Below are 12,425 nucleotides of genomic sequence, written 5' to 3' on the forward strand. Positions count from 1 at the left end.
CCCCGTGCCCTTTGCCGTGAACCATTAAAAAAAGCGGTCGAAATGAATCTGTTCGAAAGGCACCTTGTGGCCGACCATCAGCAGTTCCTGCAGCGCCTGGGTCATCGGCGGCGGGCCGGCGAAATAGAACTCGTAGCTGGCCAGCGCATCCGGCAGCGCGCGGGCCACGGTGTCGTGCACGTAGCCGGTTTCGCCCGACCATTCGCCGTCGTCGCCGGGCAGTGAAACGACCGGGATATAGATGATCCGGTCGCCAAAGCCCGGCAGCGTGCGGAGTAGCGATTCGCCACAGACATCACGCGGCGTCCGCGCCCCGTAGAAAAAGTAGAGCTTGCGGTCGGCCAGCAGCCCGGACTCGACGGCCCCGCGGGCAATCGAAACCATCGGCGCCAGCCCGGAACCGCCGGCCACGCAGACAAGATCGCGCGGCGCGGCGCGCCGCAGGTAGGCCACGCCATACGGCCCATCGAGGCCGATTTCATCGCCCACCGCCAGTTTGTCGAACAACACGTGGGTGCCGTGGCCGTGCTGGACACGGCGAATCTGGAAGTGCCATTCGCGCTGCCCGTTGCCGGTATTGGCCATCGAATAGGCCCGCGAGCTCTCGATGCCGGGCAGATCGAGCATGGCGAACTGGCCGGGCAGGAAATCCGCCGCCTGTTCAGCCAGGAAGCGGAACTCGCGGATATCGTGGGTAATATCCCGCGTCGCGAGCAAATGGGCGCGCTGGCGCCGGGGCGGAATCTTCGGCTGGTATTCCGCCGCGCTGGCCGCCTTGATCGTGACCGGGCCACAGGCCCGGCACTGGCAGGCCAGATGTCGACCGCGCTTGCGGTCACGGTCAGTCAAGCCCGGCGCATCGGCCCACAAGGTCTCGATCTCGCCGCTGACGAGTTCGAACTTGCAGCCGCCGCAGCCGCCGGAGTTGCATTCGTAGGAATAGCCCTGCCCCGCCCGCAAGGCGGCACGCAGGATGGTGTCGCCCTCGGCCTGCAGGCAGGACGAACCGTCTTTCTCGTTGAAAATCGTGGCTTCGGTCATGGCAGCTCAAAGTCGAAGGTCAGGCCGGAGCGGCACCCGCGGGCACCGCTCCGGCGGCAAGCGACCTGTGGATTACAGGCCGAGCGAACGGCGGAAGTCGCGCGTTGCCGCCTTGGCTGCCTCGGCACCACCGGCCACATCCGGCAAGGGGGCGCAGTAGGCCTCGATGGCCTTGTCGGCCAGCGGTTCCCACTTTGCGATCCATCCCTGGATCAGTTCCAGGTTGCCCGGGGTTTCCAGCGCCATCTTGACCAGCGCGGAAATCCAGCGGCGATGGCGGGCCGCGTCGATCAGCTGCGCATCGGTCACCAGACCGAGCAGCGTGTCGCCGTTGTGGCGGGCCGACTCGCCCAGCCTGCGCAAGACGGCTTCGTCGATGGCTGGCTTGGCGACCAGATTGAGGACGACAATCGCTTCGCCCCAATCCCAGACGGTCAGCGTCTTTTCCATCAGTTCGCGGAAGCCCTGCCAGACCGGATCGTTTTCCCAGTAGGTGCGTTCGTCGGTGCCGAAGCCCTTGTCGGTGAAGACCTGCGACAGTTCCTTGGTGCGGTAGGCCGTGTGGCTCAGCCAGCGGAAGCTGTCGGCCATCTGGAAGTAGTTGCAGTTGGTGATCGTGCTGGCCGGCGAGACCTGGCCGACATAGGCCGAAGCCATCTGCACGGTATGGAACAGGTAGCGCGACGGCGTGTAGAAACGAGCCAGCGTGCCGGCCCAGCGCGGATCGAGGGCAAGGTCGTGCTCGCGCTGGTTGAACTGGTCGAACAGGCCGAAAACGTAGGTTTCCTGACCGTCCTGCATCATGTTGTAGGTGCGATAGACCACTTCTTCCGGGTCGCGGAAGGCATTCCAGTCGGGATGCTTGAGCGCGGTACCGAAGGTGTTCTTCTTGTACCACTGGTTCATGAACATGTTGGGGTCGAGTTCGTACGGCGAGTCGGGGCGCTTGTCGTTGTAATGCAGGTTGGCGCTGACGATCTCGTATTCGCTCGGCTTGCGACGGCGGGCGGCGAGATGGCTCCACGTCTTGAGCGGCTTCAGTACTTGGGTTTCGGACATTCTCTTGTCTCCTCGATTTTGGGTATTGGCTGGCCGGCGCTGCGCTCGGGCCGCGCTTACATCTTTTTCATGAAATAGAAGCGGATGCTGTTGTCACCGCTTTCGATCTGGCCGGCGAAGGAACTCAGGTCGACTTCCAGGTCGTTCATCTTGAACGGGCGGCCGAGCTCTTCCTCGATGGTTTCGCGGTGCAGCACCATCTCCTGCTCGGTGTGAATGCGGATATAGGCCCGCTTGTCGTCAACGAAGACCTCCTTGCCCGGGTTATCCACCTTGGCTGCTTCGATGACCGCCATGGCCAGATCACCGGCCCGCATGACCGGACCGACCAGATTGTTGTGATAGGCCTGTGCGGAACTCGTGGTGCTCATTTGCTTCTCCTCGTTTTCTTTCAAGTCTGGCGCAGCAATGTCGCTCGCCAGTCCGGAAGGGCACGCCAGTTGCGGCTGCGCTTGCCCGCCGCCGAAAAGGCCTCCCAGCCATTGCAAAATGCCCATGCGACTCGTCCTGTAATAAGTGGAGGAATGACCGGAATCAGGTATGGGCAAACAGGGCCTCGATGCCCTCTGTTTCGACCAGCACATCGTCGCCATCCAGCTTGACCGGGTACTCGGCCAGCGCGCAGTCGGAAGGGTTGATGCCCTTGCCGGTGCAGGCGTCGAACTGCCACAGATGCGCCTTGCAAATGATCTTCTGGCCATCGAAAGTGCCATCGATCAGCGGAATGTCCTGATGCGGGCAGATGCCCTGGAAAGCCTTGATGTCACCGCCTTCGGCACAGACCAGCAAAATCTCCTGGCCATTGACCTCGAACGACTCCATTTCCCCTTCCCAGAGGTCGTCGCGCGTGCATACCTTTTTGAAACCCATTCCTGCCTCCTGTTATTTCCTGATTCGGGTGGCGCCGCCGGCAGCACTTAGTGCTTCGGGGCCTCCCAGATGATTTCGACGGTTTCGGTCGGCTTCAGGCCGGATTCGGAAACCCGCATGGTGCGCGGCAGAAACTCCTCGCCCCCCTGGCGGCGGACCCGCAGGATCTGACCCGGACGGGCACGAACACGACGGCCGACGGAATGATGTGCCGCTGCAGCAGCGACTTCATCCATGGTGTTTTCGCTATCGACGGCGACCAGTTGCAGGACGAAGTCGCCTTCGAAGTTGGATGTCAATGGAAACAACGCCATTTCAATAATCTCCTCTGTTTTTTGATGCCGGCGCCTGGCGGCGCCGGCTTGCATGGACGGTGATCAGCCAGCCTTCTTGGCAGCCCGCATGGCCCGGTACACTTCGGCCCAGGCATAGTTGTGGGCGTCGTCGCCGATCTCGCCGGGCGCCAAGTTCATGTACTGCAGCGCCCCGCCCAGATCCATCGGCTGGATCATCCCGGCCAGGAAACGGTCGACGATGGACAGGTGGCCGGCGTAGCGTTCCGGCTCCTGCTCGAAGACCCAGCGGTCGACTTCGGAACCGAAGTGATAGAGGCGACCGTTGTATTCGAGCGGGTAGTCCTTGACGTTCCAGCCCTTGCCCGGCGTGCCGAGGATCGGCAGCTGACACATGTTGCAGACGTAAGGCAGGGTTTCCGGATAGGTCATGGCCATGTTGCCGTCGACCACGTTGTCGATGAACACATCCCAGCACTGACCCCAGGTATCGTTCCAGCCGGGATACTTCTCTTCCAGCCAGGCCCGCTCGTCCGGCGTCACGCCGGCGGCCGGGTTCCACCACAGGGTCGGGCGCCAGAAATAGGAGCCGAGGTGCATGCCGTGGTGGGTCTGGGCGATGTCCTTCAGGAAGATGTCCCAGTACCAGGGCAAATCGAGGCCCATGTCGGTCAGGGCGCGCTCGAACTGGGCAACGATCCATTCCTCCATGAATTCCTTGAACGACTGCTTGCGGTGCTCGAGCGGGGTGTAGTAATCCATGATCGGACCGGTCAGCACCGAGAACAGCTTCCAGGCGCCCCAGACGGCGATGTCGACGCGCTTCTGCGCCTCGGCCTTGTGGCCGTTCTCGATCAGCACCTTCAGCGCCGGGCCGCCGATCTGGGCATGACGCGACTCGTCGGTCTGGATGCTGGAGATCAGGTTGGCAAAGGTGTGATCGCCCGCTTCGGCGGCATCGGCCGCCAGGCCGAGGAACTGCATGTTGGTGAAGCCGGTTTCGAAGCTGAAGGTCAACATGATCGAGACGCTGATCGCGTCGCGGGTCATCATGATGTCGTCGAAGAAGTGACGGGCCGCGATCATCGCCCACTCGTTGGTGTCGTAGGCCTTGAAGGCCCAGTCCATCTGACGATCCTTGGAGACGTGCTCGTGCGGGAAGTAGAGCTGCATCTGGCCGTGGCGGATTTCATCCAGACAACCCAGCGTCGACATGTTGCGCATGCCCGGCGCCTTGGAGAAGCGCATCATGCGGGCCTCGGCACTGGCCGCGGCATATTCGCCGCGGGCGATGGCGCCGTAGTGGGCCTTCATGACCGACTTCCAGCCCGGATCGGCATTTTCGTAAATCCGGCTACGCTCCAGCGCAGCTTTCACCGAGTAGGCACCGGCATCCTTGTCGCGCTGGACCTTCACGTATTCCGGGTAGGTCTGCTTGTACGGCTCGTCGTATTTTTCCCAGGCGTTTTGCGGCAGACCGAAATCCCCTGCCAACAGTGGCGGGAAGAGTTCATCTTCGGTCACGTACTTGGGCGTCCAGTTGGTAGTCCTGGCCAGGTCGTACCAGTCCATTCTATTAAGCACAGCCATCTATGTCTCCTCTTTACAGCAGGACTTGGGGGCCCGCCATTCCCGAATCAAAGCGATCTTGTTCGCCCGAAATCTGCGAAATAATCGTTTTTTCTCGATAATTCGCCTGGAGACAAAGTTATTCTGAAAGCCCAAAGGCGGCTATTAGACTTTGGTTTAGTTCAAAGAAGGGGAGCCGGGTAAGCGGCTAGGCCACTAAGGCCAATCCCCGCTGGCTGTGCGGCGAGGGGGATACCTGGTCAAATCCGGAGGCAACTCGGCAAGAACGGTTCAGTGTGACGGCCCGCGTGAAAGCCAATGGAGCAGCTTGTCGTAGAGCGATTCGGGCTCGACTGGCTTGGCGATAAAGTCGTTCATGCCGGCTTCGAAGCACCTTTCCTTGTCCTCGACAAAGGCGTTCGCGGTCATCGCCAGAATCGGAGTCTCCTTGTGCCGGGGCAGCTGGCGAATCTGCCGGGTTGCATCAAGGCCATTCATGTTGGGCATCTGCATGTCCATCAAGATCAGGGCGTAGTCGACCTCACCGGCCAGCCTGAGCGCAGCGATGCCATCTTCCGCGACATCGACCGCCATCCCCACATCGTTCAACATGATCTGGGCGACCTCGCGGTTGATGGGTTCATCTTCAGCCAGCAGGATGCGTGCGCCTCGGTAATCGCGCTTCAGGATTTCCTCGGCCATCGGCTGATTACCGTACATGGCGGAAGCCTGCTTACCCTTCTTCAGTCGGACGGAGAACCAGAAGGTGCTGCCCACGCCGAGGGTGCTTTCCACGCCAGCATCGCCGCCCATCAGTTTGGCGATCTTCTGCGTGATTGCCAGCCCCAAGCCAGTGCCACCGTACTTGCGGGTCGATGTGGCATCCGCCTGCTCGAAGGCGGTAAAGAGCTTGGGCATGACCTCCGGGGCGATGCCGATGCCAGTATCCTGAACTTCAAAGCGGATCAGGACGCTATCCGCATCCTCCTCGAGCGGAAGTACTCGCAGGGCGATGCTGCCGGTCTCGGTGAATTTGACGGCGTTACCGGCATAATTGAGCAGCGCTTGCTGGATACGGGTGGCATCACCCAGCAGGTTGGCCGGCAGAGCGCCGACTTCCGTGCGCAGCACCAAGTGTTTGGCCTGTATCCGGTCCTGGAGTATCGAAGCGATGTTGGCGATCAGGGTTTCTATCCTGACGCTCGTTTCCTCCAGAACAAACTTGCCGGCCTCGATCTTTGACAGTTCGAGGATGGTATTGATGATATTCAGCAGATGTTCGCTCGATACCTGAAGCGTATCCATACGCTTCGCCTGCTCGTCCGTGAGGCCGCCGCGACGGATGAGATGCGCCATGCCGAGGATGCCGTTCAGCGGCGTGCGGATTTCGTGGCTCATGTTGGCGAGGAAGGTGCTCTTGGCGGCGCTGGCAGCTTCTGCATCGCCTTTGGCCCGCTCCAGAGCGACCGCTTGCCGACGCAGGTTTCGGTCACTTTCTGCCAAATCTTCTGCCATGTGATCGAAAGCTTCCAGCAACTCCCCTAGCTCATCGTTGCTCCGCCTCAGACCAGTACGGGCATCGAGGTCGCCGCTGCGAAGTCGCCTGGCAGCGGTGGCGACGGCCAGAATAGGCTTCACAAGCCAGCGGTCAGCGATGAACCATGCCAGACACAGGAAGCCCAGCATCAATGCGGCACTGACGGCTATGGTACGTACCAACTGCCGGTCAATTGCAGCCGTCACGCTCTCCTTGTCCGCGCCAAGCCAAAAATGGATCGGCCCGTCCAGGGTATCGGTAAATCTTGCCAACGCGTAGATACGGGGCACGCCATCGAATCCGACCTCTTCCGCCAGTCCGCTACCGCCGTGCTGGATCAGCATCTTGAAGAAGGAAGTTTCCGCAGCACTCCGACCGACCCAGCCCTCCGGGTCGGGATGACGGGCCAGCACGTAGCCCTGATTGTCAATTAGTCCCAGCCTCGATGTTTCCGGCCGGCTTATCTTGGCCAACTCATTGTTGAGCCAACCGACATCCAACGAGGCAAAGATGACGCCAATTGCCTTGCCAGAGGAATCGCGGAGCGCGACAGCGATGGGAATAACAGGCCGCCCCACTCTCCTGCCAACGTGTGGTCCGCCAATGACATAATCGCGCTCTTTCAGCGCATTAATGAAATATCCGCGGTCAGCAACATTGAGCGATTCCGAGCCTGATACCGCGCTGCAAAGCAACTGCCCATCCAAGTCCACAACCCCGATATTCACCAATCGTCGCTGCGCCTTCAACTCATTGGCGAGAAGTTCCGAACAATGACCGGGCTGGGTCGCATAGCCTTGAATCGCATCAACGGTCATGAGCCTCGCGAGCAGCTCTTTGATTTCCACGACGTTCCGAGCCTGCTCTGCCACCAGCTGACCAGCCGTTCGTTGAAGCTGCTCCAGCGCACTCTCGATACGCCGTTCGCGCTCGTACAACGTAACCAGAAACATGGCAGCAAAAATCACCATTAGCGGTGCTGCAAGCATCGCCAGCAGTCGAACTCTCAAGCTGCCAAGCCGAAAAGCGGTCATGTAATGAGTTTCCCCAATATCTGCCGTTTATTGTTGAATTGCATCGAAATCCGGCTCCCCCACCTAACCCCAGTATGGCGCAAATCACCGATGAATTTCTAGTCTTCTCACCCTGGCTTGCCTTAATTGGGCTCGTTCTGAACAAGGTAATCCGTGGCGGCCGAAATTCCGGAACGTTTCCACACAATCTCGCCGAACTGCTGACGATCGCGGCAGACGCCCCAAAGCCATAGGCTTTCACGCGCTCTTCTCCAATGATCGAACATCGGTCTCATGCCAGCGGCAACAGGCGACATATCGGCCATAGCCGCCGGTGGCATCTTGCTTCGTGTGGGTCTGCAATGAGCTGAATACCGGCCGGTCAGTGGCAAGTTGCTGCGAACGGCAGCTTCTTTGTTTGGCGACCGTCCCTTCGGTGTAGAGTAGAGATGTGACGCGGTAGCATTAGGCTTGGTATGTCTGTTGTCCGCCCCTTTCGTCTGGCGGTGCCCAAGTAACTCTGCCGTAACCCCGTTTTCACATCCCCCTCATCGAACCGGACATGCAGATTTCCCGCATCCGGCTCTCGGACACGACATCACGCCTTCACCCACGCCTCGCTGCGCCCACGTGCGCCCAGACGTACGAGACCAAAGTACCCGTAGAGGTGCGAGAGTGGATAGCTCCCGCCCTTGCAATGTCTGAGCTTGTACTTGTAGCGCAACCACCGACGCAACCGCGTTGCCGTGTAACTGTCGAGCGCACGATAGGCGCGACTGACGTTCCCTACACTGAAGTAGTTCGCCCAGCCGCGTAGCGTCCGATTCAACTTGCCCACCAGCTCCGTGGTCTCTTGCCAACCCGTTTGCCGCTCAGTCATGTCATGGATTTTCTCCACCATGCGTCGAATGCTTTTCTTCGACGGCCACAGAGCGATCTGCGGCTTCCCTGTGCGCGGCACATATCGCCGTCCAAACGAGTAACCCAGAAAGTCGAACGTCCCTGCCGGTACCTGACAGATTCGTGTCTTTTCCTCGTTCACCGTGAGCTTCAGTTTCCCCATGATCGTGCGCATCCATTGCAAGGCTTCTTCCGCCTTGCCACACTTGCACAGGATCACGAGGTCGTCGGCATAGGTGACGATGCGACTGCCAAGGCTTCGCTCCAACCCCAGTTTCTTCCACGCCAGCACAAACCGCCGCATATACAAATTCGATAGCAGCGGCGAGATCGGTGAGCCTTGCGGGATACCTCGCCCCTGATCTTTGGCCTCGGTCGTCCGTTTCTTCCGTCCTCGCTGATCGGTTTCCTCAACCGCGCACTCCAGCCACATCTTGATAAGATGTAGCACACGCCGATCCACGATGCGTCGCGCCAGCGACTTCATCAGTTCAGAATGTGGAATGCTGCCGAAGTAGTCCGACAGGTCGGCATCGACAACGTCCGTTTGTCCAAGGTAGAGCCGGTTCTTCACTTCTTCTGCCGCCTGCTGGGCATTGCGGCCCGGCCGGTAGGCATACTGTTCATCAGGAAGATCAGCTTCAAAGATAGGTTCGAGTACCAGCATGGCTGCTGTCATACACACTCGATCATGCAGCGTTGAAATGCCCAGAGGCCTTAACTTGCCATTGGCTTTCGGGATAAACACTCTCCGAATTGGATCCGGTCGGTAGCTCTCCTCTTTGAGCGCAAGCGCCAGTTCCTCCAGCCATCGCCGCACACCATACGCCTCGACATCCTCGAAATCCTGACGATCCACACCCGGCGCGCCCTTATTGGAGCGGCACTGGGCATAGGCATGCGCCAAAATATCCGTGCGATAAATCTTGTCGTACAGCGCGTAGAAACGATATCCAGATTCCGACTTCGCTTTCGCGTGTAACGCCATCTGCAGTTTCTGAACATGCAACGGAGTTGATAGGTTGCCCAATCTCCACGTCCTCACTACGTAGTGCGTCTGTCATGAACCAAGGCCCCTTCCCTCCACCGGCATTACCCGGCTTCCCCGGTACTACGGACCTCTCCGCCACCCTATGACGCCCGAACCATCCCTCACGGGTGTTCGGTTGGCCATCCCTGACCACGCCATAGGGCTTCCCGTGTTGCGTGCGCTTTCCTTGTGTACATGCTGTCGCCAATACCCCGGCACAGCGACTGACGGTACATCCTTGCTCATCCCTTCAGTCGTATCAGCCTTCCCCAGAAGGGCTGCTGGGTCGGCCTGTGCATCGTCCTTTTCGAGGCTTATTCAGCGTTCACTCGCGTTACGGCCTGCACACTCGCGCTGCCACCAGAATTTGTGGCCCGCTATCCGAAGGCTTCAGCCATTTCGTTACCTCCATGACTGCTCCGGTTGCTTCCGGCTGGAGCATTTCGCCGGGTGGGGCTTTCACCCACTGGAAAAGCGCCGCCTTTGCACGGCGCACGCCCTTTGCTGCCGTTGCCAGTATTGGAAAGCGGACGCTTAAGAACAGTTGAGATCAGCCTCAGGCGGAGCACGCAGCGTGAAGACCGTCAGTTGAAATGCATAATTTGACCTCACCATGGTTTGTACCAAGGCTTCTTGACAGCGAGCTCTTGGGTAAGGGTCGCTGGAGCAGTCTTCGAGCCTTCAACGAAGCCATAAGCAGCGATGTTGAACGCAACGTTTGGATCAATTACGCCAGAGCATTGCCTGATAAGAAGGGCGGCCGTTACCGCCGCAGCGTGAGCAGATTCTTCAAGGGTCAGTTGGAATTTGTCTTTAACATTATTTAGGGAGACCTCCAGCAATGCCTGTGTTTCATTCACGGTCAGGTGGGGTGGCTCTCCTTTCTCATCCTGTGCATCAGCTAACGACTTGCCGTCAATTGGAACGCCTATTTGGCTGAGAGTGCTCCCGAGGAGGGAGATCAGAAATGGTCCTTTCTCATTCGCGACATCGGAGAGGACCGCAGTGCCTGGCTTTATATCCCCGATAGGGAGGTTGAATGAGCGAAGTAGAAATGTGCCTGCCATGCGACTTGCAGCAGCGATCGCCGTATCGGCATGCACCCCCTTCTCGTTTTTCAACTTATTGAGAATGATGAGGAGGTATTCATCGGCTGCTTGAAGAATTGCTTGTTGTCGGTCAGTTCGATTTGCCATAAAAAACTCAACGGTTATTCAGGCGCAGACACACCTAGGTTATTGCACAAAATTTGGACACGATAGAGTCGTCTCCAAAATTGTGAATGACATAGAGATTATCTCGTTCGTTTGCCCGTATCAATTGCCATTCAATCGGACTGCATCAATGTCCGCTATGCGACGATTTTCTGAGTGACCGGCGATGGCCGGGAGCACCAGTATGGCGACTTGCCGCAAAGCGGTCGTTCCCAGGAAATGTGCTTCTCAACTAACTGCTTAAAGGTTCCGCGTCGAACTCACACTACCGGCCCAGACTGTGTAAAAACCCCAGGTAGCAAGGGTGGCTGGCGTGGGCGTTGGGCATAGGCGGAAGGCAGGGAGAAATTGAAGGTGACGGGCTGGCCGTCAGGCCGCCTGCAATGCTGCCATCAACTCATTCACGCCCAAGAGATTCATCACCCGTTTCAGGTTGTAGGCGAGTATCTGCAAACTCATCTCCGTTCTTACCTTTTCCAGGGTACGGGTCAGAAAGTGGGTGGCGCCCATCCATGCCTTGAGGGTCCCGAACGGATGCTCCACCGTCTGTCGGCGAATGCGCATGCTGTCTGGCGCGCGATCCAGCCGGCGTTCCATGACATCAAGCACCGCCTGGTGTTCCCAGCGACTGACCCGCCGGTAGTCACTCGGCGTACATTGCGCCTTGATGGCACATTGTGGACAGGCTGAACTCCAGTAACGGTTCATCATCAGACCGCCTTCGACGCGGGCGAAGCGCCAGATGAGATGCTGATTGGCCGGGCAGCGGTATTCATCGGCCGTAGGGTCATAGATGAAATCAGCTTTATCGAAGCGGCCCTCAGCCTTAGCGGCCGAGGTGCTGGTTTTAGGGACGATGGCCGTGATCCCCGCTTCTTCGCAGGCCAGAATCTGCTCACCTTTAAAGTAGCCTCTATCGGCAATCACTGTCAGATCACCGCCACCAATGGCTTCTCGTGCCCGCTTCGCCATGCCGACCAGAAGATCCCGATCAATGCCAACATTGGTGACTTCGTGTGCCACGATCAGATGGTGTTTGGCTTCCACTGCGGTCTGCACGTTGTAGCCCACAATCCCGGCGCCCCGAGTTTTCATCGAGCGGGCATCGGGGTCGCTTAAAGAGAGTTGCCCGTCGGGTGATTGCCCCAACCGGGTTTCGATGACTTGGAGTTGCTGCATCTGTGCCTTCAGGGCCGCGATCTTGTCATTGAGCCGAGCCGCCTTGGCCTGGGCAATCTCCGGTTCCTGCCGATCCGCAGTCTCGAGGTCAGTTAGATAACGCTGAATGCTCGCCTCGATGTCAGCCATCCGCCGCTGTAATTTGGCGCTCGTGAAATTCCGGTCACGATTATTGACGGCTTTGAATTTGCTGCCGTCGATGGCGACCAGCGCCTCCGTGAATAGTTTGAGTTGCTGGCATATGACCACGAATTGCCGGCAGACCTTGCAGATCGCTGGACCGTTGTCCTTACGGAAATTGGCGATAGTCTTGTGGTCGGGCGTCAGGCGCCCGGTGAGCCACATCAGTTCGACGTTGCGCTGGGCTTCCCGCTCCAGCCGCCGACTCGACGGAATACGGTTGAGGTAGCCGTAGATATACAGCTTCAGCAACACGGCCGGGTGGTAAGCAGGACGCCCTGTCGTCGCCGGATCAACGCTCGCAAAACCCAAGACTCCCAGCGACAGTTCATCAACAAAGACATCGACAACCCGAACCGGGTTGGTATCCGCGATGTAGTCATCCAGCACTGCGGGAAGCAAAGTGCTTTGGGTTCGGCTCTCGCCCTGGATAAAACGCTTCATCTTGGTCGCCTTGTCGTCAATGCCTATTGCATTGATCGCGACTGCCAATTTTCGTTCACGTTTTTACACAGTCTGGGCCAGAAGCGGTCAGTCGGC

10 protein-coding genes are annotated in these 12,425 nt (G+C 58.8%); all 10 read right to left on the bottom strand.

From position 1 onward, the window contains the following. Nucleotides 1-24: 24 nt before the first annotated feature. Nucleotides 25-1,041: a 2Fe-2S iron-sulfur cluster-binding protein gene (locus DARO_RS19470; protein WP_011289539.1), complete on the bottom strand. Its 1,017-nt coding sequence runs from the start codon at nucleotides 1,039-1,041 to the stop codon at nucleotides 25-27. A gap of 72 nt (nucleotides 1,042-1,113) precedes the next feature. Next, entirely contained in the window at nucleotides 1,114-2,100 is a 987-nt protein-coding gene (locus DARO_RS19475) for an aromatic/alkene monooxygenase hydroxylase subunit beta (protein WP_011289540.1), read from the bottom strand. Nucleotides 2,101-2,156: 56 nt separating this feature from the next. After that, nucleotides 2,157-2,471 carry an MmoB/DmpM family protein gene (locus DARO_RS19480; RefSeq protein WP_041225276.1) on the bottom strand — a complete coding sequence of 105 codons (315 nt, stop codon included), beginning with the start codon at nucleotides 2,469-2,471 and terminating at the stop codon, nucleotides 2,157-2,159. Nucleotides 2,472-2,634: 163 nt separating this feature from the next. Next, complete coding sequence (locus DARO_RS19485; protein WP_011289542.1) at nucleotides 2,635-2,970, bottom strand: monooxygenase system ferredoxin subunit; 336 nt, start codon at nucleotides 2,968-2,970, stop codon at nucleotides 2,635-2,637. 47 nt (nucleotides 2,971-3,017) lie between these two features. Then, nucleotides 3,018-3,284, bottom strand: a complete 267-nt coding sequence (locus DARO_RS19490) for a toluene-4-monooxygenase system B family protein (protein ID WP_011289543.1) — start codon at nucleotides 3,282-3,284, stop codon at nucleotides 3,018-3,020. A 63-nt stretch (nucleotides 3,285-3,347) separates the two neighbouring features. Beyond that, nucleotides 3,348-4,853, bottom strand: coding sequence for an aromatic/alkene/methane monooxygenase hydroxylase/oxygenase subunit alpha (locus DARO_RS19495; protein WP_011289544.1), 1,506 nt, complete (start codon nucleotides 4,851-4,853; stop codon nucleotides 3,348-3,350). Nucleotides 4,854-5,123: 270 nt separating this feature from the next. Beyond that, a complete protein-coding gene (locus DARO_RS22010) occupies nucleotides 5,124-7,322 on the bottom strand; it encodes a hybrid sensor histidine kinase/response regulator (protein ID WP_198134075.1) in 2,199 nt (732 codons plus the stop codon). Nucleotides 7,323-7,980: 658 nt separating this feature from the next. Continuing rightward, complete coding sequence (gene ltrA / locus DARO_RS19505) at nucleotides 7,981-9,312, bottom strand: group II intron reverse transcriptase/maturase (protein WP_497462968.1); 1,332 nt, start codon at nucleotides 9,310-9,312, stop codon at nucleotides 7,981-7,983. A 608-nt stretch (nucleotides 9,313-9,920) separates the two neighbouring features. Continuing rightward, nucleotides 9,921-10,508 carry a hypothetical protein gene (locus DARO_RS19510; protein WP_011289546.1) on the bottom strand — a complete coding sequence of 196 codons (588 nt, stop codon included), beginning with the start codon at nucleotides 10,506-10,508 and terminating at the stop codon, nucleotides 9,921-9,923. 387 nt (nucleotides 10,509-10,895) lie between these two features. After that, on the bottom strand, nucleotides 10,896-12,329 hold the full coding sequence (locus tag DARO_RS19515; RefSeq protein ID WP_041224552.1) for an IS1182 family transposase: 1,434 nt from the start codon (nucleotides 12,327-12,329) through the stop codon (nucleotides 10,896-10,898). Nucleotides 12,330-12,425: the final 96 nt, after the last annotated feature.

It is taken from the genome of Dechloromonas aromatica RCB, assembly GCF_000012425.1.